This is a genomic window from Deltaproteobacteria bacterium, from assembly GCA_009692615.1.
In the GTDB taxonomy this organism is placed as follows: domain Bacteria; phylum Desulfobacterota; class Binatia; order UBA9968; family UBA9968; genus DP-20.
In genome coordinates this window covers 42,746-63,997 of record SHYW01000003.1, presented here as the reverse complement: position 1 = coordinate 63,997, position 21,252 = coordinate 42,746, and the positions used below count along the sequence as shown (strand labels likewise).

Annotated in this window: 19 protein-coding genes; 9 read left to right on the top strand and 10 right to left on the bottom strand. The window is 56.3% G+C overall.

The genetic code is table 11. From position 1 onward, the window contains the following. The first annotated feature begins 70 nt into the window (after positions 1-70). On the top strand, positions 71-1,318 hold the full coding sequence (locus EXR70_01200; protein MSP37092.1) for an LLM class flavin-dependent oxidoreductase: 1,248 nt from the start codon (positions 71-73) through the stop codon (positions 1,316-1,318). Continuing rightward, positions 1,315-2,130, top strand: a complete 816-nt coding sequence (locus EXR70_01195; protein ID MSP37091.1) for an alpha/beta hydrolase — start codon at positions 1,315-1,317, stop codon at positions 2,128-2,130. Before EXR70_01200 ends, EXR70_01195 begins: the two co-directional genes overlap by 4 nt. 69 nt (positions 2,131-2,199) lie before the next feature. On the opposite strand, the gene EXR70_01190 is transcribed toward EXR70_01195, so the two are convergent. Continuing rightward, positions 2,200-2,790, bottom strand: coding sequence for a hypothetical protein (locus EXR70_01190; protein MSP37090.1), 591 nt, complete (start codon positions 2,788-2,790; stop codon positions 2,200-2,202). A gap of 25 nt (positions 2,791-2,815) precedes the next feature. Continuing rightward, complete coding sequence (locus tag EXR70_01185; protein MSP37089.1) at positions 2,816-3,886, bottom strand: hypothetical protein; 1,071 nt, start codon at positions 3,884-3,886, stop codon at positions 2,816-2,818. A 323-nt stretch (positions 3,887-4,209) separates the two neighbouring features. On the opposite strand from EXR70_01185, the gene EXR70_01180 reads away from it, so the two are divergent. Beyond that, positions 4,210-5,439 (top strand): HD-GYP domain-containing protein, encoded by a 1,230-nt coding sequence (locus EXR70_01180; GenBank protein MSP37088.1) that lies wholly within the window; start codon positions 4,210-4,212, stop codon positions 5,437-5,439. A gap of 55 nt (positions 5,440-5,494) precedes the next feature. Here EXR70_01180 and EXR70_01175 read toward each other — a convergent pair whose 3' ends face one another. The 6 genes from EXR70_01175 to EXR70_01150 form a co-directional block, all read right to left on the bottom strand. Then, a complete protein-coding gene (locus EXR70_01175; GenBank protein ID MSP37087.1) occupies positions 5,495-6,481 on the bottom strand; it encodes an ABC transporter substrate-binding protein in 987 nt (328 codons plus the stop codon). A 100-nt stretch (positions 6,482-6,581) separates the two neighbouring features. After that, a complete protein-coding gene (locus EXR70_01170; GenBank protein MSP37086.1) occupies positions 6,582-7,667 on the bottom strand; it encodes an ABC transporter substrate-binding protein in 1,086 nt (361 codons plus the stop codon). Further along, the gene (locus tag EXR70_01165; protein ID MSP37085.1) at positions 7,667-8,869 is read right to left on the bottom strand and encodes an extracellular solute-binding protein; all 1,203 of its coding nucleotides are present in this window, start codon (positions 8,867-8,869) and stop codon (positions 7,667-7,669) included. The genes EXR70_01170 and EXR70_01165 overlap by 1 nt, the downstream gene beginning before the upstream one ends. Before the next feature lie 1,015 nt (positions 8,870-9,884). Beyond that, on the bottom strand, positions 9,885-10,358 hold the full coding sequence (locus EXR70_01160) for a (2Fe-2S)-binding protein (protein ID MSP37084.1): 474 nt from the start codon (positions 10,356-10,358) through the stop codon (positions 9,885-9,887). A gap of 1 nt (position 10,359) precedes the next feature. Next, positions 10,360-12,678 carry a xanthine dehydrogenase family protein molybdopterin-binding subunit gene (locus EXR70_01155; GenBank protein MSP37083.1) on the bottom strand — a complete coding sequence of 773 codons (2,319 nt, stop codon included), beginning with the start codon at positions 12,676-12,678 and terminating at the stop codon, positions 10,360-10,362. 14 nt (positions 12,679-12,692) lie between these two features. Beyond that, positions 12,693-13,544: a xanthine dehydrogenase family protein subunit M gene (locus EXR70_01150; protein MSP37082.1), complete on the bottom strand. Its 852-nt coding sequence runs from the start codon at positions 13,542-13,544 to the stop codon at positions 12,693-12,695. Positions 13,545-13,721: 177 nt separating this feature from the next. Here EXR70_01150 and EXR70_01145 point away from each other — a divergent pair, with 177 nt between their 5' ends. From EXR70_01145 to EXR70_01120, 6 genes are all read left to right on the top strand, one after another. Then, the gene (locus EXR70_01145) at positions 13,722-14,750 is read left to right on the top strand and encodes an amidohydrolase (protein MSP37081.1); all 1,029 of its coding nucleotides are present in this window, start codon (positions 13,722-13,724) and stop codon (positions 14,748-14,750) included. 31 nt (positions 14,751-14,781) lie between these two features. Continuing rightward, positions 14,782-15,612 carry an NAD(P)-dependent oxidoreductase gene (locus EXR70_01140; protein ID MSP37080.1) on the top strand — a complete coding sequence of 277 codons (831 nt, stop codon included), beginning with the start codon at positions 14,782-14,784 and terminating at the stop codon, positions 15,610-15,612. A gap of 205 nt (positions 15,613-15,817) precedes the next feature. Then, positions 15,818-16,546: an SDR family NAD(P)-dependent oxidoreductase gene (locus tag EXR70_01135; GenBank protein MSP37079.1), complete on the top strand. Its 729-nt coding sequence runs from the start codon at positions 15,818-15,820 to the stop codon at positions 16,544-16,546. 58 nt (positions 16,547-16,604) lie between these two features. Further along, on the top strand, positions 16,605-17,117 hold the full coding sequence (locus EXR70_01130) for a hypothetical protein (GenBank protein ID MSP37078.1): 513 nt from the start codon (positions 16,605-16,607) through the stop codon (positions 17,115-17,117). A gap of 113 nt (positions 17,118-17,230) precedes the next feature. After that, positions 17,231-18,388, top strand: a complete 1,158-nt coding sequence (locus EXR70_01125; GenBank protein MSP37077.1) for an amidohydrolase — start codon at positions 17,231-17,233, stop codon at positions 18,386-18,388. Positions 18,389-18,553: 165 nt separating this feature from the next. After that, complete coding sequence (locus tag EXR70_01120) at positions 18,554-18,970, top strand: pyridoxamine 5'-phosphate oxidase family protein (protein ID MSP37076.1); 417 nt, start codon at positions 18,554-18,556, stop codon at positions 18,968-18,970. A 61-nt stretch (positions 18,971-19,031) separates the two neighbouring features. On the opposite strand, the gene EXR70_01115 is transcribed toward EXR70_01120, so the two are convergent. After that, positions 19,032-20,084: a cupin domain-containing protein gene (locus tag EXR70_01115; protein ID MSP37075.1), complete on the bottom strand. Its 1,053-nt coding sequence runs from the start codon at positions 20,082-20,084 to the stop codon at positions 19,032-19,034. A 105-nt stretch (positions 20,085-20,189) separates the two neighbouring features. Then, positions 20,190-21,161 carry an ABC transporter substrate-binding protein gene (locus tag EXR70_01110; GenBank protein MSP37074.1) on the bottom strand — a complete coding sequence of 324 codons (972 nt, stop codon included), beginning with the start codon at positions 21,159-21,161 and terminating at the stop codon, positions 20,190-20,192. Positions 21,162-21,252: the final 91 nt, after the last annotated feature.

Below are 21,252 nucleotides of genomic sequence, written 5' to 3'. Positions count from 1 at the left end.
TACGCCGACAATTGCCGCTATAGTCCGAAAAAATTCCCAAGCCATTAGCAATCTTCACATGAGGTGATCGATGCAACCTGTGCAACTGTTTTGCTGGCATTTCATGGCCTATCCCTACCTCGATAAAGACTTCGACAAGTCGGGCCATAGCGGTTGGGTGACCACACCCAACAAACTCTGGGACAACAAGCAGGCCCGCGGCCTCTATCAAGAGTATATCGATCAGCTCGCCCTCGCCGACGAGCTCGGCTTCGACGGCATGGTCTTGAACGAGCATCACCAGAATATTTACGGCTTGATGCCGTCGCCCAACATCATCGCTTCGGCGCTGACCCAGCGCACCAAGCGCGGAAAAATCGTCATCCTCGGAAATCTTCTCCCACTGCACATGAATCCCATGCGCGTCGCCGAGGAATACGCCATGCTCGACCAGATGAGCAACGGCAGATTGATCGCCGGCTTCGCTCCCGGCGGCGGTCCGGAAACATTCAACTACGACGTGCCGTCGGCCAACACCCGGGAAAAATTTTGGGAGGCTGCTGATCTGATCGTCCGCTCCTGGACCGACGACGGGCCATTCACCCACGAAGGCCGCTACTATCCGCTGCGCTATGTGAACCTCTGGCCCAAGCCGCTGCAGAAACCGTTTCCACCGGTCTGGATTCCCGGCTCGCGCAGTCCGTCGACCATGATCGAAGTCGCTAAACGCGGCTACTGTTATTTTCTCTCATCGCGCAGCCATGGCGGCGAAACCCATCGCGCCCAGCAAGAGTTCGCCAAAGTGTTGGAAGATCACGGCGACAAGTATCACCCGTTTAGGTTTGGCATTTTGATGTCGGTTTACGTTGCCGATACGGATCAGCAGGCGCGCGAAGAGTGCGAAGAAGGCGTCTGGTATTTCTTGAAGAACTGTTTAAAGGGCCACCTGCGCAAAGAAGGCCGCCAGCTCACCTACGGCCCCGGCGTGCCGTACATCCCCGCGGCAGCCTGGCGCGAATATATGAAGGGCTACAAGCCGGGACGCAAGCTACTCGGCGACGTCGAAAACTGGGAAGAGTTGGAAGCCTCACAGTCGATCATCGTCGGCAGCCCCGAGACCGTCGCCAACCGCATCCGCGCTTTGATCGAGCGCGCCAAGGTCGGCAATCTGTTGATCCAGTTTCAATTCGGCAACATGCAGGACCATCTGGCGCGCAAGAACATGAAGCTGTTCGCCGAGAAAGTCGCGCCGCTCTTGCGTCACGACTCGGAAAAACAGTTCACCAGAGAATTTCCCGGCATCAACATCGAGCCATCGGCACAGGCGGTGCAGTCATGAGCGGTCGCGTATTGAACGTCAACGGCAGAAAAGTTTGGCTCCTGGAAAACGGCAGCGGCGCGCCGCTCTTGTACCTGCACGGCTTCGCCGACGTGCATTCGGTAAAAGAGTCGTGGCTGCCGTTCCACGAACAGCTGGCAAAAAACGCCAGCGTCATCGCCCCGGCCCATCCCGGCTGCGCCCAGAGCGATGAGAACAAAGACATCGACGTGATCGAAGACGTGGTCTTTCACTATCTCGAAGTGATCGACGCTTTAAAGCTCGACAAGTTTGATCTGGTCGGCCACTGCCTGGGCGGCTGGATCGCCGCCGAACTCGCCGCCCGCCATCCGGAAAAAATCCGCAAGCTAGTGCTGATCGGCGCGTCGGGCCTGTTCGTCGAAGGCGCGCTGATCGCCGACATCTTCATGCACGCCCAACCGGAATTCGGCGAACGCTATGCGACGCTGCGCGAAATGCTATTCTTCAGCGCCAGCCAAGCCGATGCGCTAGAAATGTTCCCCGACGGCAAGGGCGAACTGGAAGACGAAGTGCGCCGCTATCAAATGTTGAGACTGAGTTCGCGCATCGGCTTCAAGCCGCCGTATTTTTACAATCGCCCGCTCAGAAACCGCCTGCATCGCATCACCTCGCCTGCGCTGGTCATCTGGGGCGAAAAAGACGGCTTCGTGCCGCGCTCCCACGGCGAGACCTACGCCAAGCTGATTGCCAACAGCGGTGACTTGAAAGTGATCGCCGGCGCTGGGCACAGCGCCCATGTGGAGAAGCCGGCGGAGACGGCGAAGCTGGTGGCGGATTTTCTCGCGAAGTAGAATCCTCGTCGCGTGTGGGAAGTCTCTCACGAAGATGAAGAATTGTCGGATCTGCCGACCGACCGTGATTTAGGCGGAACCCTTCTTTGTTTGCGTAAGCCCAAATCTCTCGACGATCATCTTAGCGGCCTCCTCCGGTGTGTGAATGTCCGTGTCGATGATCGAATGACGCTCAGGATACGGAAACTTTCCTTCGGAGTTCATTTGATACTTACCTTCTCGTTCCCGATGCAGTGCGCGGGCACGTTTTACATCGTGTTTGCTTGGTTTCAACGACAGTCTCAGTGGCGTACCTTCACGCGCAATACGTGATTCCAGAGAAGCCAGTAGTTCAATAAAAAACACCTTGTGTTTCTTGGACTCAAACAGCCGCACGACCTCAGCAATAAAGTCGTTGTCTGCTGGTAGGTCGAAGCACCAAACGAACGTAAAGATCGTGCCCAAGCTCTTTGGATTTTCCAGCAAACGCGAAAAAGCTAGTAATCGTATCTCAGTAGCAAACGCTTCTTGCCTGGGCGTTCCCCATCCGAAAAGAGCCGCTGCCGGCTCAGCTGTGAGATGGTTGTGAAACAAGCGGTATCCAGTCAACTGCACGACCGCGTGTCCAACTGCGGCTTTACCAGCCGCAGGCGGACCAACTATGACGACTAGATCGGACATAAGTTCAGACGGTTTTGGCCCCCACTCACCGCGCCGGCAACGGCTCCGCCCCCGCCAGTTTCTGATAAAGCTGCACGACTTCCTTATCCCGCGGCAGTTCCTTGATCGCGCGTTCCAGTTCTTCACCGCTCATCGGCGCCGGGCCGTCGCCCATGAGTTTTTTGAACTCGCCGGGGAATTCCGGGTCGGCGAAGGCTTTGTTCATGGCGGCGCGGATGATCTGCACGCGGTCTTTGGGCGTGCCGGGAGAAAAGATGTAGGGCCAGCGCGGATATTGGAAGGCGCGGAACATGTCGAGCAGTCTCCGTTCGGTGTCGGTCTTGGCAAATGTTCCCAACTCCGGCAAGTGGGCGAAGCTTGGATGGTGGCGGCCTTTGGGCACCGTCAGCGTGGCGTGAAGATGAATTTGTTTTTTCTCGATCCACTCCGACTTCTCTATGACGAACCGCGCCGCGCCGGTGGCATGGGCGTCGAGCTCGCCGCGTTCGACGGCTATGTAAATTTCCGGCCCGGTGAAGCCGGTGACAAACTTGGGCTCTTTTAAACCGAGCAGATAGGCGACCATACGCCCGGTGACGTAGACCGGATGGCCCACCGAGTGGGCGCCGAATCTGACACCGCTGGCGGCGCGCAGTTTGGCCAGACTATCGAAACCCATTTCGCCCTTGGTGTAGAACACATAGGGATCGCCGCCGTCGGTGGAGCCCAGATAAATAAATTTGTCGAGATCGTAGTTGCTGCCCGGCAGACCCAAGATCGGCCCGACCACCAGTCCCGCGCCGATGGAGCCGATGGTCAGTCCGTCGGGTTTGCTGGTGCTGTAAATGACATTGGCCGCTTTTCTTCCCGCCGCGCCCTCGATGAACTCAACCATGATATGCGGCTTGCCGGGAATATATTTTTCGAGAAACTTCACCAATGCCCTGGTCTGAAACTCGCCCGAGCCGCCGGGGCCGCCGCCGCGGATGATCTTGATGGTCTTGCCCTTGTAAAAATCGGCTTGGGCAAAAACGTAACCCGCGTGGACGACCGCCGCAAGCGATATCAGTAGCGTGCCAAGCAAACCGTTAGTTGCCGACCGACAACGCGATTTCATGAATGCCTCCGGCAAAATCAGTAAACCTTGTGATCCCATAGACACCTTCGGGCATACGCCCGTGGCCCGTGAAATGCAAAACCCAATCTCCAGCCTTTCGAGGCGGCGCAGGCTCCCGCCCCCAGGGCTAGCGCCCGCCGTCCCCAACTTCACTGTGCCTGGATTAAGTTTTTCCAATAGCAGCCGATGCTACTGAGGAGCGCTATCGCGGTCAATCAAGTTAGAATCGCAAGCGGGGTTTGAACCCCGCTCGCGACCAAAGGGGATGCTCGCCCCCTTTGGAAACCCCATTTAATTGTGCCCGCCTCAAGAGGCGGGGTTAAATGGAATCAAATATGATCAAGAAGATCAAAGCTGAGCAGCTCAAGCCGGGGTTTTTTGTTCACGATTTCAACTGTAGATGGCTGCATCATCCGTTCCTCGCCGACCGCACCAAAATCAAGACCGACAAACAAATTCATAAAATAGTTAAACAGGGCATACGCGAACTCTACATCGACACGGACAAAGGGCTAGACATCGATGACGCGCCGACACAGCGGGAGGCGGCGGAGAAAATTCAAAGCGAGTTAACCCAACTAAATATTCCCGCGACGGCGGCAAAGCATCGCAGCTCGATGAAAGACGAGCTAGCCCGGGCCAGACTGCTGATCCGCGAGGCCAAACAAACCACCGAGAAGTTCATGCTGGACGTCAAGCTCGGCACCCGCATGGAGATGAACAAGGTTGAGAGCACTGTCGACCGAATGACCGAGTCGGTTTTGCGCAACAAAGACGCGCTCGTCAGCCTGCTGCGCATCAAAGAAGTCGACGAGTACACCTATGTGCATTCCATCTCAGTTTCCGCGCTGTGCATTTCCTTCGCCCAGGGACTTCACTTCGACGCCGGCCAAATAAAGCAAATCGGCATCGGCGGTTTGCTGCATGACATCGGCAAAATGAAAGTACCGCCGGAGATCCTCAATAAGCCGGGCCGGCTGACCGAGAAAGAATTTGACATCATCAAGCGCCATGTCAAAGACGGAGAGACAACGCTTGAGCAGTATACCCAACTCGATCAAAGCTGCACCTGCGTAACCTCCCATCATCACGAACGTCTGGACGGTACGGGTTACCCCGAGGGGTTAAAGGGCGACCAGATCAGTGTCTTCGGTCAGATCGCCGCCATTGTCGATATCTACGACGCACTGAGCTCTGAACGTTGCTATAAGAAGGCCCTACCGCCCACCGAAGCGTTAAAAAAACTCTTGGAGTGGAGCGAAAGCTACTTGAACCGCGACCTGGTCGAAAAATTCATCGCCCATCTGGGCATCTATCCGATCGGCACTCTGGTCCGTCTGGAAAATTCCCTATTGGCGATCGTGATCGACCACGGCAAAAAAGACATGCTTCACCCGGTCGTGCGCGCCGTCTATGATGTCACAAAACATTCCAAGATCGAGCCCTACGAGATAGTCCTGGAAGGCCAAATTAACGCCGGCAATCCCTACGACATCGTCGGCTGCGAATCTCCGGAGAGATGGCAGATCGATCCGCTGGACTACCTGTATTAGAATTTTCCGATTCCGCCATTGTCATCGCCGCGCGTTGCCATAACGGCACGCCCGCTCACTTGCCCCAAATCTTCTTCACAAACCCTTCTTCCTCCAACCGTTTCAAATAGCGATCGTTGACGTAAATTTTCGCGTCGATGCCGCGCGCTTTGGCATTGGTCTCGGCGATCTGTGCGACCACCGCTTGCATCGCTTCCACCGAAGGATACGGCACATTCGCTAATTGATTGACGAAATAGTCGTAGCCTTCCTGCAGCGCTTTAACGTTATTTACCCGCGTGAACTGGCCTAATGCCTTGACCGAATATTCCCGTTCGGTTTTCAAAATCTTTATCGCTTCGAGATAAGCGCGCAGGAAGTTCATCACCCGGCCATCCTGCTTTTCGAGAAAGCGCCGGCTGCCGAGTAAGCCGGTATTGAAGAACGGCACGTTCATCTTTACGGAATCAGCGAGCACGTTGAGCTTCAAACGTTCCGCCTCGCTGCTAAACGGCGCATTGACCACGGTGCCGTCGACGTTGCCCGACGTGATCGCGGCGATGCGCGCCGGCTCGTCGCCGATCTGCAAAATCGTCGCTTCTTTTACCGGATCGACGCCGACGCGCTTGAGCATGGCGCGCATGCCGAAATCGGCGGACGACCCGTAGCGGCTGACGGCGAATTTTTTGCCTTTCAATTGTTCAATCGACTTGATGTCGGAGCGGGCGATCAGTTGATAATTTAACTTGTCGAGCAGACCGGCGAAGTAAACGATATCCGCGCCTTCCAAATTCGCCGCCACGCCGGGCGCGCCGCTCAACTGCGACAGATCGAGATTGCCGGAGATGAGAACTTGCACGTTGGTCGAGCCGCCGGGAATATAGATTGCCTCGGTCGTCAGTCCATACTTAGCGAACAAGCCACGATCCTTGCCGATATGCACCAGCCCCGACTGCAAACTGATGGAGCCCAAGCCGACGCGGATTTTATCCTGGGAACGGGACTCGGTTACCCCGCCAAATAGAAACAACAATAGAAGGGAAAAGATTTTGTATCCAATCATGAATCCTCTTTTGCAACTTAACGGTGTACTACCGGTTTGAATCGATGGGATGGAAACAGATAAAACTGCCAATACAATTAGGCGTAATCTTATTGGCGCGCTAGCTCGAAAACTTCTTGAAAAAGCCGCGTTCCTCGAGTTTCTTCACCGGGCCGGTATCGATGAACGTTTCGGGTTTGGCGTTTGCGGCCTTGGGATTCACCGCAGCCAGGACTTCGAGAATGGTTTTTATGCCGGACTCCGTGGGCAACAACATCTGGTTGTGCACGTCTTTGTTGTCGACATAGGTTTTCTCCAAAATGTTACGGTCTTTGATTTTAGTGTAGTGCGCCATGACTTTGAGCGCCTTATCCCGATCGGTCTTGAAAACATGCACGCCGTCGGCGACGGCCTGCAGAAACTGCATAACCGAATCTTCAGACTTCTTGAGGAACGACTTACGCACGGCGATCGTCGTTGACGGATACTCGACGCCGGCGCCGCTCCAGATTTTCTTGAAGCCCAAAGCTTCCGCCCGGCAACTGATCGGCGGCGCCAAGAGCGCGCCCTGTACCCGGCCGGAGCTTAGGGCAGCCAGAGATTCTACATAACCCCCGGACTGGGTAACCTGAACATCCTTGCGTTGTTCTAAGCGCACCTCGCCGAGACAAACTTTAAGTAAATAGGCGCCGCTCGACGCAAAGCTTGTCAACGCCACAGTCTTGCCCCTTAGATCCTCAACTTTGGCGATGGTGGGTTCGACATACAGGCTGATCGGAGTGCGGTTGGCGACAAAAGCGACGATCGACAGATCCGCGCCAGCCAAAATTGCGCTAACCGCCGGCTCAGCGCCGGGCGCGGCGAAATCGATTTCCCCGGAAACCAGAGAACTGATTGTGACGGGTGAGCCGGAGATAAAAACCAAATCGAGGGCGAGATTATATTTCCGAAACGCGCCTTCTTCCGCGGCGATCCATAGGGGGGTGAGAATACCCGAGATGACTGTGTATGCCGCTCGAGATTTCGCCGGCGCCGGCGCAGCGTGGGAATCAGATGCAGCATAGAAATAGGCTGCCGCGAAAAGAACGATCGTAGCAGCGAAACAGCCGAGGGTCGTACACATCGAACGAGTGTATCTGCTCATGGGTATATCCTCCGTGGGAGACCGATTCGTTGCGAGCGCCCCAATTCTATGGGCCAGAGCCATTAGCGCTTGAAGATTTGCCGATACTCTTCCTTTTTTTTGCCGTACTCGTCGGCGCTCATCACATTCATCTGAAGGAATTTGCTGACGACCTGATCGGCGCCAGGGATCGGCGGGTAGATGCCTTGGCGGTTTACAAACTCGCCGGCGCTGGCCATTATCTCGGAGCTTTCCTGGCCAAGAAAATAATCGATAAAAAGTTTCGCGGCATTGGGATTGGGCGCCTTGCCGGTCATGGCGATGTAATTTCCGTCTCCCAGGTAGACCGGCAGTCCCTTGACGTAATCGAGAGGAGCGCCCTTTCTGCCCCATACTTGGACATACTTGGGATAGGCGATTCCCAGGGGAACTTCGCCTGAAGCGATGCGCTCGCCGACCGGAACCATGGAGTCGAGCATCAACGGCTCCAGTGCCGCCAGCCGCTTGATCCAGTCATTGGCTTTCTGCTGTGAGCCAAACACGAGAGCGAGACTCGATAGCCAATCGATCGTCGTGTCGTGCAGCGACGGGTTGCCCATGGCGATCTTACCTTTCCACTTCGGGTTGACGATATCTTCGTAGCTCCTGGGCGCATCCTCGGGTTTAATCATGCTCTTGTTGAAAACGAAGCCGATGATGACGCTGCGATAGTTGGGGCCGAAAAAATCATCGATGAGTTTTTTGTCGTAGTTCTTTGCCGACGGCGAAACGTGGCGTACGAGCAGTCCCTTTTCTTTGTTGATGAACTTCATCGGCTCAGACGTCGTGTAGACAATGTCCGAGCTGACCTTTCCGGTGCGATGTTCGGTGGTGATGCGATCGATGATAACGGTGGACGAGCCGCGAAAGTACTTTACTTTGACGCCATACTTGGCTTCGAAGCCATTATTGATCGCCGCGGCAACGTCGTTTTCTAGGGAGCCGAAAACGATCACTTCACCTTCCTTCTTGGCGGCCTGAATGAGTTCCGGGGATTGCGCGAAAACCGGAGTCCAAAAGCAGGCGACGGCGATCAACGAAGCGAGACGCGACAAATCGAAACCACAGTTCATAATACCTCCTGGCGACCTAAGAGTCCTCGGCAATCCAAAGCACGCGGTCAGCGGGCATTTCCAGCGGCAATCTTTCCCAGCTGTCGCCTTGATCTTCGCTGACAAGAATATCGCCTTCGCCTTTTTGGCTAGCATCCGCCGAGCGTCCGCGCGAGACCGCGCCGAGACCGGCATATACAATCGACGAGTCTTCAGGATGCTGAGCCAGTGCCCAGACCATCTGTTTCATGTCATTGGGCAGCCACTTGCCAACACCGACGCGCTCCCAGCTCTCGGCCAAATTACGACTGCGAAAAACCGCGCCCTGGGCGCGCTCCGGGCGCTCCCAATAGCCCGGAGATTTATCCGCTGTGGCCACCAGCATGGCGCCGGGCTTGCCCGGCAGAAAAACAAAATCGTGAAAGTAGTCGCGCGTCAGCCCTTGTTCGGCGCGCTGCCACCCTTTGCCAGGATCGTCGCTCTTAAAGAATCCACGGGCAGTGGCAACGAAAAATAAATCTTTGCTCCCTGGCGCGCTGCTCAAGTGATGAATGTCGAGATAGTCGATGCCGCCGCTTACATCCTGCCAGGTTGCGCCGCGGTCAAAGCTGCGGATGATGCCGCCATGTTCCAAACAAACATGCAGAATCCTGGGATCGTCGGGATGGACAAAAACATGGCGCACATGCTCGCGGTGCGGCGGGCGCGGGTAACTCCAGTGATTTTTTACCTCCGCGGGCAGAGCTTGCACGCCAACGAGCTCTTGCCAACTCTTGCCGCCATCTTCGCTGCGGTAAAGGTGGATCGGCTCAACACCGACGTAAATGACTTCTTCATCGGTTGGATCGACGGTTACGGCACGGACGTTGCCTTCGAAGACTCTTCGCCAATTTTTACCGGCATCCTCGGTTTTATAGAGTCCATCTTGGGTAACACCGAGGTAAACGATATTGGGTTTGCTGCGCGAACCGTCGATGGCGTCAATGGTGCCGGTCTTAAACGCGACGTTAACGGTTTCCCAGTCACGGTTTTTCGCGCGCCAAACGAACAATCCTTCTTGGGTGCCGGCGTATATGCGCACGGGAGTTGGCATGAGTGATTCCTCCTTTGTCTGAAACGTTATCGATATAAGATTGGAGTACTGGAGCGTTGGAGTAATGGGGAAGGTAGGAATCCGAATTACCCATCACTCCAACATTCCATTACTCCATTACTCCAATCTTTTCCCCTCGGCCAACTCCTTTACCGCCGCCAACACTTCAACATAGGTGCCGCAACGGCAGAGGTTGCCTGAGAGATAGTCTCGCGCCTGTTCTTCGGAGGGATGTGGATGGCTGGTTAACAAGCCTTTTACCGCCATGATCATCCCCGGCGTGCAGTAGCCGCATTGAAACGCCTGGTGTTTGAGAAACGCTTGCTGGACCGGATCGAGTTCGCCATTCTGCGCCAGCCCTTCGATGGTGGTGATTTGTTTCCCGGCGGCGTTGGTTGCCAACATGAGACAAGAGCTCACCGGCCGGCCATTGAGCAGCACGGTGCATGAACCGCAAACACCAACCCCGCAACCTTCTACGGTGCCTTTTAAAGATAAATCGTCGCGCAGGAACTCGAGCAAAGTCTGATTAGGGGAGACCGTGGCTTCGAGCGCTTGATTGTTAAGGGTTGTCGAGATGTCGATCTTCAAGTCAGCGTTGCTCCTTTGCCGCCTCAAGCGCGGCGATGATTTTGTCGGGTTTGATTGGCAAATCTCGTATGCGGGCGCCGCCGAGGGCGTTGGCAATGGCGTTGCCGATGGCCGGCGCCACCGGCGGCAACGCGGCTTCACCGACACCTTTGGCACCGAAGGGCCCGTCGGGATGCGGTGTCTCTACCAGGATCGATTGAAATCCCTGCGGGTGGTCTTCCAAGGACGGCAGCATGTATTCCAAAAAATTACTGTTGATCGGCTGGCCGTTGTCGTACACCATTTCTTCGAAGAGCGCTGACCCCATGCCCGACAGCATCGATCCTTCGTTCTGCAATCCACATTGCTTCGGATGAATCGCTTTGCCGGCGTCCACGGCGGTGACGGTGTTCAACACGCGCACCTTGCCGGTCTCGATATCGACCTCGACTTCGGCGCCGCAGGCCGAGAAAAACCAGAACGCCGCGGCTTTGCCTTTGCCGGTCTTGGGATCCAAGCCGCCATCGGATTTGAAACAATAGCCGCCGAACATGCTGCCAACCGTCGAGCCGTAGCGCGCTTTGAAGATCTCCGTGATCGACATTTTTTTATCTGGTACGCCGCGCACGGACACGGCGCCGTCGCGTAGTTCCAAGTCTTCGGCGCGTGCTTCGAGTTTTTTCGCCGCGACCTCGAGCAACTGATTCTTGATCTCTTGCGCTGCTTTCAATGCGGCCTGTCCCATGTGAAAGGTCGTGCGGCTCGAGCTCGATGATTTGTCGTACGGCGTGATGTCAGTGTCGGGCGAGCTCACGGTAACTCTGTCGAAGGGTAGCCCCAATTCGTCGCCGACGATTTGCGCCAGGATAGTGAGCAGACCCTGGCCCATCTCAACGCTGCTGGTCAAAAGGACCGCTGAACCGTCGGCATTGAGCCGGACGTTGGCCGACGATGTCGTCGGCGTGGTCGTGCTCTTGATCGTAACCGCGAGGCCCTTGCCGCGAACCAGGGTTTTACCGTCGGCGGGTTGAGCTTGCTCTTCTTTGCCTTTCCAGCCAATGGCTTCGGCCGTGCGGCGCAAGCATTCGGCGATGCCGACGGAAACCAGCTTTTCGCCGGTCACGAAAACATCGCCTTCTTGGACCAGATGCCTCTGGCGCAACTCCAATGGATCGATATGCAACCGCCGCGCGATATCGTCCATTTCCGATTCATAGGCCCAGCAGACATGGGAAACGCCGACACCGCGAAACGGACCGGTGGGCGGCAAATTGGTATAAACCGAATAGGTCGTCAGACTGCGATTGGGAATATTATACGGCCCGCTCGCCACGTAGCAGCCGGTTTTGGCGTTGACCGGGCCGTTGAGAGCATAGGCGCCGATCTCATAGAACGCTTCGACCTGGCGCGCGACGATGCGACCATCGCGTTTGAAGCCGGTTTTAATCTTGACTACCGCGCCGTAGCGCCTGCCGGTGAGAAATACTTCGTCGCGCGTCAGCACCCACTGCACGGGGCGGCGCGCTTTGCGCGCGAGCAGCGCCAGCGCAGGCTCCAAACGCGCATGGGTTTTACCGCCGTAGCCGCCGCCTACGAGTGGCACGATGACGCGCACTTGGTTTTCCGGCAACTTGAAAATCTGCGCCAGCTGCTCCTGTACGCCAGAAGGGTTTTGAGTCGCGGAATGGAGCACCAGCTTACCGCTCGGTTCCCAGTAGGCCGTCGCGGCGTGGGGCTCGATGTGGCCGTGCTGCACCGGCGGTAAAGTGTAAGTGTTTTCTAGAATCTCGTCGGCCTCGGCGAATCCCGTTTTGATATCGCCGTCTTCGACATGGTAGACGCTGCAAACATTGCCGCCGACCTGAAAGTTGAACTCCTCTCGATGCACCCCGGCGGTGGTTTCTTTGCGCTGCGCATGAAGCACCGGCGCACCGGGTTTGACCGCTTCCATGAGATCGAAGACTGCCGGCAATTCCTGGTACTCGACGTCGATTAAGTCTAGCGCTTCTTCAGCGATCTCACGCGACTCGGCAGCTACCAGAGCGACCACTTCACCAACATGGCGCACGCGCTCGGTCGCGACCACCGGCTGATCGTCGACGACCGGCCCAAAGTAGGGATTGAGTCCGCTCAGATCATCGCGGGTTACGACCGCGACGACACCGGGGAGTTTTTCGGCTTTGGTCGTGTCAATGCGAAGGATGTTGGCGTGGGGGAAGGGGCTGCGCAACGCTTTGGCGAACAGCATGCGCGCTAACAGGAGGTCAGGGGCGTAATTGACCGCCCCGGTTACTTTGGCGATTCCGCCCACCATTGCCACGTCGCTACCCACCAATGCCATGCTCCAGGCTCCTGTTATTTCTGCATCGCCGCCGCAACCGCGCGGCGCACGAGAACATCGACCAGTTGACGCTTGTATTTGGCCGGACCGCGCAAGTCGTCAATGGGATCCACCATCCGGCTCGCTTCGGCGCCGAGCTCTTGCAAAACCGACTGCGTGAGATCTTTACCACGCGCCAACTCTTCGGCCCCGTGCAGCCGAACCGGACGGGGCGAAACCGCACCCACGACCAAGCGAAGATCGCGACAGATACCGTGTTCCATGCGCGCCAGCGCGGCGACTCCGGCGCACGGCCGCTCCTCGGAAGAGCCAGTGGTAAATTTGATGTAAGTGCCGCGCCATTCGTCCGGCGGCGGGACCAGCACCGCCGATAGCAACTCTCCCGGCTCTAGCGCAGTCTCGTAGCTTCCCAGCAAAAACTCCGACAGCTTCATCTGGCGCGTGCCGTTGCGCTGCATCAATTCCACGCTGGCGTCCAGCGCCACCAGCGCCGTGGGCGGATCGGACTGATAGTCGCCATGGGCCAGATTGCCGCCGATGGTGGCCATGTTGCGAATCCGAATGTTGGCCACCAGGTGGCATGCCTGCGCCAGCACCGGATAGTATTGACGCACAACGGGAGAGGATTCGACATCAAAAATGCTCGTTAACGCGCCGATGCGGAGGCCCCGTTTCGCGTCGTAGTCGATGGCGCTCGCGGTCTGGATTTTGTTTAGATTGACGACAGTTTTAGGAATGAAAAGGCCATGTTTTATGAGCGTCAGCAGCGCGGTGCCGCCGGCCATCGCCTTGGCATCGGCGTCATCGCTCAGCAGCAAACACGCTTCTTCTAGCGTGCGCGGCTCGGTTAACTCGAATCGTCGCATATTATATCGTCCACCCAGCAGCCAATTAATTTGTGCTGACCGCAGATCGTTGCGGGAAAAGATGTTTGCTACCTATCACAGAGCCGGGCGCTGTCAAGGATCGATTCATTGACGCATCGCTTAGCCCGGTGTTATGACAGCTAAGTCAAGCCAAACATCCGCTGGAGATGAAGTCCCATGATCAAAATTGACGCCGATGCCCATGTGCTGGAAACCACGCAAACTTGGCAATACATGGAAGGTGGCGAGCGCAAATACCGGCCGCAGGTTGTCGGCTCTACCGACGGTTCGTCGAACGACGAATACTGGCTGGTGGACGGCACCCTGCGGCTTAAGTCGCGTAACGTCGGCAAGAATACGCCGATGGCCTCACGCGAATTAAGCGACCCCGCTGCGCGGCTCAAGCATATGGATGAGCTGGGCATCGACATCCAAGTGATTTTCCCGACCATATTTATTATTCCGCTGACACAGCGGCCGGAGATCGAACTGGCGCTTTGCCGCAGCTACAACCGCTGGATGGCAGATATCTGGAAGCAGGCGAAGGAGCGTTTGCGATGGGTGGCGGTGTTGCCGCTATTCAGCATGGATAAGGTTTTTGAGGAAGCGAAGTTCGCCAAGGAAAACGGCGCGGTGGGCATCTTTCTGCGCGGCTCGGAGTGCGAGAAGTTGTTGAGCGATAGTTATTTCTTCCCGCTCTACGACGCCGCGAGTCGTCTCGATCTGCCGATATGCATCCACTCGGCCACTGGCAGCACGGCGTTGTTCGACTACTACAAATACGAAACCATCGGCTTTGCCAAATTTAAGCTGGTGATCGTCGGCGCGTTTCACAATCTGATCGCCGACAAAATCCCCGAACGTTTTCCCAAGCTTAAAATTGCCTTCCTCGAAGTTAGCGCGCAATGGTTGCCCTATGTGCTAACCGATTTAGCCAAGCGGTACCATCTGCAGGGGCGCGAGTTGCACACGAAAAATTTACTGCGCGAAAGCCGGTTCTACGTCGGCTGCGAAACCAGAGACGATCTTCCTTACATCATTCAAGCCGCCGGCGACGATAACCTGGTGGTCGGCACCGACTATGGACACGCCGATAGCGCAACCGAGCTCGCCGCGCTCGACGGCATCTGCAACGATCCGCGGTTGAATCCAGCGATCGCCGCGAAAATCGTCAGCGCCAACTCCCGGGCGTTATATAGTTTGTGAGGTTCGTCGTCGAACCATTTAGAGCAAACTCATGAAAATCCTCGTTACCGGCGGACAAGGCAAAGTGGGTCGTTTCGTCGTCCAAGAGTTGGTCAACTCGGGGCATGACGTGACGGTGCTCGACCGAATCCCGGGCCCAGAACGCGACCCGGTGAAATATTTGATCGGCGACATTGAGGATCTTGGCCAAGTAATGGAAGCGATGGCCGGCAACCACGCGGTGATTCATCTGGCGGCGGTTCATAGTCCCAATATCGCGACAACCCCAGTGGTTTATCGGACCAACGTCATCGGGACTTTCAACGCCCATCACGCCGCCTTTCGCCTGGGCGTAAAGCGTGTCGTGTCGGCGAGCAGCAACGCGATTGTCGGCTGGAGCTATAGTGAAAAGTTCATGCCGGACTACTTGCCCATCGACGAAGCGCATCCGCTGCGGCCCGAAGACGCTTATGGTCTTTCAAAGGAAATCGGCGAGACCATCGCGCGGTCCTATGCGCGGAAGGGGCTCGAAACGGTCAGCCTGCGGCCGAGCGGAGTGGTAGCGCCCGAGGAACTCGAAGAAATGAAAAAAGCCGGTGGCCGAAAGCCGGCGGGCTTTCAAGCCTACAGTTACATCGACGCGCGCGATCTCGCCGTGGCGTTTCGCTTGGCGGTGGAGCGGCCAGTGCCGGGCGGCACCGTCATGTTTGTCGTCGCCGACGACAGCACGCTGGCCGAACCGTTATGCGATCTTTACCCGCGTGTCCGGCCGGCCATCGGCGACAGAGCCCGCGGTTTAACCGGCAGCAAGGGAGTTTACGCCAACGCGCGCGCGAAAGAGCTGCTCGGTTGGCAGCCGATTCACACCTGGCGCGATAAATAGAAAAACATTTAGCAACGTTTGCAATTACGACAAGGAGAACATCATTGCAGAGGTGAAAATAACCGCGTTTAAAAACGTCCCCTTCTGCCAGGGTTCCCATAAAGACATCGGGTTTAAAGCCGACTAGAAAGCGAAATAAGCGCGTGGCGCAAGATTCGAGTTTCGCTTCATAATTGGAAAATTAAAGTTTAGGAGGATCAATTTCATGCAAGGAAAAGTTGTTATCGTCACCGGCGCGGCCAAGGGCATCGGCCGCCATGCGTCGCATACGCTAGCCAAGGCCGGCGCGAAGATCGTGCTCGCCGACGCCGACGCCGAACGTCTGCATAAAACCTTGGGCGAAGTGCAGAAACTCGGCGCCGAGGCCATCGCTGTTCCCACCGACGTGCGCGACGAAAAAGACGTGCGTCAATTAGTTTACAAAGTCGCCGACCGCTTCGGCCAGATCGACGCACTGATCAACGACGCCGGCATCGTGCCGCATTTCAATTGGGGCATTCCCCGCTGGCCGCGGGTGCGCAATTTAAGTTACGACTTCTGGAACAGCGTAATTCAAACCAACCTCGGCGGCACGTTTCTTTGCTCGAAGTACGTCGTGCCATTCATGGAAGAACGCCGCTCGGGCAACATCGTCAATCTCTGGGGCGGCGGCCGGCCGGAAAATCACGGCGCATCGCCTTATGTCGTCAGCAAAGACGCCATTCGCACCTTCACCAAATTCATGGCCGAAGAAGAACGCGAGTGGAACATCTGCATCGTTGCCTTCAGCCCCAAGCAAGCGATCGCAACGGAAGACGCGCCCGAAGAAGCGCGCCAACGCTTGCCCGGCCCGGAAAGTTTAGGCAACGGCTTCGTCCTCGCCGCGCAAGCAGGCATGGAGATGACCGGAAAAACCGTCGAGCATCGCGACGGGTTGTTGGTGGCGGCGGATTAGTAAAACCGAACAGGAAGAAAATTCACCACTTCGTCGAAGGTAAATTGGAATAGAGCGCATGGAATCCATTGCCCCCACCATCACAACTGCCTTTGAGTCGCGTCATTACCCCGGTGACAACAACATTACGCGTTGTAAATACGACAAGCGAAACGGTGGCGCATACGATGAACCCTGTTGGGAATGCCAAGAGATGGCAGAGTTCTTCAAAGCCAAATCCTGGCGAGAACTGAAAGGACAAGAACTTCGAAGGTATGGCGACAACGACGGTTTATTTACAGTCGAAGCGTACTGTTTCTTTCTGCCAGGTTATCTAATCGCGGCAATCCACGAGCCGGAAGATTTAGACGTCTGTAGAGACCACCTTACGTATCGCTTCGGCCCAATGCCGGACGACCTACGGGGGCAGCATCGGCTCGGAGAGATTTGTACAGAATTGACCCGTCCCGAGATTGAGGCATTGCTATGTTACTTTCAATTCGCATTTCGAAAAGACCAGGACTTTGATAGTTATTGCGAGCGCTCAATCAAGAACCTCGAATATGCGTTGTCAGTGCGCTCTAACCCGTAGCTGCTATGCACGGGCGGCGTGCCTCTATTCAATATCGTGCGAGCCCGCCGCACAGCACAGCGTTAACATTGCATCATCTCAATCTATAACGGACTCACAAACCGGAGACCCATATGTGGAAAACTTTTAAAGTCATCGACGCCGACGGCCACATGCACGAACCGCAGTATCTTTGGGAGCGCTACGTCGAGCCCAAGTTCCGCGATCAGGTGCCGAAGGTTGCGTATATGGACGGCAACTTCATGGTTTACGAGCCCGATGGCAAGTTCATCACCAAGAGCGAATTCCAGTCGGCGCACGTCGAAAGTGCGCGGCGCGCCTTTGAAGAAAAGTATGGCGAGGCATATCGCCAATGGTGGTCGCCGCAGATTCGGCTCAGCGACATGGACAAGTACGGTTGGGACATTCAGGTGCTCCTGCCGAGCGGTAACAACGGCAACTTCGCCTACCGTATCGCGCTCAAAGATCTTCAACTCGGCGCCGCCATGTGTCGCGCGTATAACAACTGGTGCCACGACTATTGCAGCACCGATCCCAAACGGCTGAAGTTCGTCGCCGTGTTGCCGGGCTCGGATGTCGGCGAGATGGTCAAGGAAGCGCGCCGCGCCGTCGAGGAGTTAGGCGCGGTATCGGTGCGCAACCCTTATTTGCCGGAAGGCAAATGGCTGCACGAACCCGAGTACGACGCCATGTGGAACCTGGCCTCCGAGCTGGACTTCCCCATCGCCGTCCACGGCGAGAATCGCCAGCGCCGCTTTCAACCGTTCCGCGAACTCGAAGGCAATCGCAAAGACGACACCCAGCTGGCGCTCCGCGGTTTGAATCATGCGCTCGGTTTTCCCTGCGACAACATGACCACCCTCGGCCACTTTATTTTTGCCGGCGTGTTGGAACGCTTTCCCAAACTGCGGCTGGCCATTCTCGAATCGAACGCCGGCTGGCTGCCCTTCTGGCTCGGCCGCATGGACGACCACACCCATGGCCGCAACAGCGTCATGGGCAAGTCGGAAAATTTGACACTGCGGCCGACGGAATATTTCATGCGCCAGTGCATGGTTTCCTGCGACAGCGACGAACGCACGCTCAAGCACGTCGTCGAAGAAATGAACGGCGAGAACATCGTCTGGAACACCGACTACCCGCACCCCGACGCCATTGAGCCCGAACGCGCGCTGCCGGACTTCGACGCCCAGCCGATTTCCAGCGAAGCCAAACGAAAAATCCTCTGGGACAACTCGGTAAAACTCTACGGCCCGCGGCTTGTCGGTTAGAAAATTCGGAATAAAGAATTTAACCACGAAAGGCACGAAACACACGAAAATCGGAATTAGCTTGCCGACCCTTTCGTGTTTTTCGTGGTTAATATCCGAATTTCTTTTCGTGCAGTTTGACGATTGGCCAATTGTTTACTAGTAGTGCACTCTAGGAGGTGAACCATGATTGAAATTCTCGACCAGATGAAAGAAATGATCGAACCGGCCCTAGCCAACGGCTGTGCCTGCGTTCTCGCGACGGTGTCGGGCGACGGCGAACCGGACATCGGCTACAAAGGCAGCGTGATGGTCTACGACAAGCAGTCGCTGGCATATTTGGAGCGCACCAAGCGGGTGCATTTGAAGAACCTCAGAGAGAACAAGAAAGTCATCGTGCTGTTCCGCGACGCCAAAACCAAGGCGGCGTGGCGTTTTCATGGCACGGCCGAATTGCACGAATCGGGACCGGTGTGGGAGCAAGGCATGGCGCGCTGCGTCAAAGAAGAGCTGGACAAAGATCCCGAGCGCAAAGGCATCATCGTACAAATCCACGTCGATAAGATCACCAACATGGGTGGCCAGGTCCTGCAGAGCCGCTGACGATTTGAAATTTGGAATCTGTAACTTGGAATTGAGATCGCGCGCGACCACGCGCGCGATCTCAGGCCGCTTCTTCGCGCAAAAGTTTCAACGCCTCCATCACCGGTAGATCGCTCACAGAAAAGAGAATCGCCTCGTCACTCTTCGAACGATTCTCGTGACTATGCCAGCTCCACAGCGGCACGACGAAGCAGTCGCCCTCATCCCACTCAAACCGTTGCCCGTCGATCACCGTCACGCCGCTGCCGCGAAAGGCGTGATAGACGACGCTATAGTTGTGGCGATGCGTCCTGGTCGCTTCACCGGGCCGAAGCATCTGAATCGCGCAGGACATGGTCGGCATGGTGTGGCCGCCTTCGGGATTGACGTACTCCAGCGCAATACCATCGAACGGACTGCCGGTCCCGGCACTCAGACTGCGTAGCTTTTCGTAAGTATCCCGCCATTTGTAGTGCAAGTTGTAGCTCGGCCGTTGCGCGGATTTTTCCCAAAGCGGCCTGGTGGCGCCGATGCGCGGCGCGGTGTTTTCAAAACTCGCTTTCATCGGCTGCAAGCCGCCGGGATAAGCCTCCCAAGTGATCGACTGCAACAAGAACAGCAGCGGATTGTCGAGACCGTCGAGCCACACCACCGGTTCGCCGCCGTTACGATGGCCATGCCAAGTCATGGACGGAGTAAGAATCAGATCGCCGGCCGCCATCGGAATTTGCTCGCCTTCCACCACCGTGTAGGCGCCGGCGCCTTTGAGAATGAAACGAAAGGCGGCGAAATTATGGCGGTGATCGTGGGCGACTTCACCGGGCTTGAGCAATTGCAACGTCATCAGCATGGTATGCGTAGTCGTCCGTTGCCGGCGATTGTGCTGATCGAGATAGGCCGGATTGATCAGCCGCAGCACACGCCGTTCGGCCAAGCCGTCGAGGCCATGCATGCTGGCGACGGTTTGAATCGCCTCGTAAAGCGCCGGCCACTTCCAAACATGGGGCAACACCGTCGTGTGAGGATCTTTGCTGTAGGTCGCCATGTCGGCATCCGACGCCGGCGACCACAACCCTTCAACGCTCAACCCGCGCAGCTTCCGATCGAGATCGCGGAGAATTTCTGCTTCCGACATTTTCTGCTCCCTTACACGGCGCGAAAACAATTCCCAATTATATGTTTTGCGTACTTTGCGTTCTTTGCGGTAAAACTTCCGAGGCCGACGCTTCTGCTGAGATCTCTAGGGTCTTCTTATTCCCAGCTCGCGCTGCACGTCTTGCAACGGCGCGGGGTCGACGATCTCGCTGATAGGCACGTCGCGGGTCAGCTTCATTTCGCTCTTGGCTTGGTCGAGTAAGAGCTTCATGCCCTCGGCCGGTATGGTTCCGTCTGGGCTAAGTACTTTCCATGTCGAGTCCCAAGACGCGATTGCGTGATCACGTTCTAACCCGGCCCACTCGATCAGCACGCGCACGGCACTTTCCTTGTCGTCACGGATCAATCGGTTGGCGCGCACTAGCGCCTTGGTCATTTTTCTGACTTCCTGGGGCCGATCCTTCAGCAGTTTCGTCGTTGTCCCGACGCCGCTAAACGGAAAGGTGAAATTCTCATAAGCCCGGGTCAACACGTTGAAGCCCATTTGCCGGCCGATGGTGTCGCCGGGCGGTGAAATGATCGCCACGTCGATGATCCCTTCTTTCAACGCCGCCAAGCGCGCACGGTCCGGACCGAGGGCGAGAAATTTTATCTCCTTGTCGTCGAGACCTTGCTTGCGAAAGATCAAGCGCGACAAGACTTCATCGGTGCCGCCGAAGTTGGCGATGCCAATAGTCTTGGCTTTAAGTTCTTTGACCGACTTGTACTCCGGCCGAGATATCAGCGCATAAGTCGGACTATCGATCAGACTCGCCAGGGCACGAATCGGCATGCCGCGCAGTGCCGCACGCACAATGGAGCCGAATAAGAGCGTGTAACCGACTTCCCCGGTGGTCATTGCTGCCAATGTTGTCGGCGTGTTCATGCGGATGATCTCAACCTCGAGACCTTCATCTTTGAAAAAGCCTCGTTTGAGCGCCACGCCGGTGGGCAAAAAGGTCATGTTAAAGTTGGTCACCGCGATGCGCGTCTTGTCCGCGCCTTCGACCGACTGAGGAACAACACTCAACGTGAGAAAACAGAAAAATAGAATTAACGATTTCATGTAAACATCCATCCGCTAGTGCCAAGCGTGCAGAAGATTACTCACCACGAAGGACACGATGCTCCACGAAGGATTCGCAAATTTCAATCTCCGAGCTTCGTGC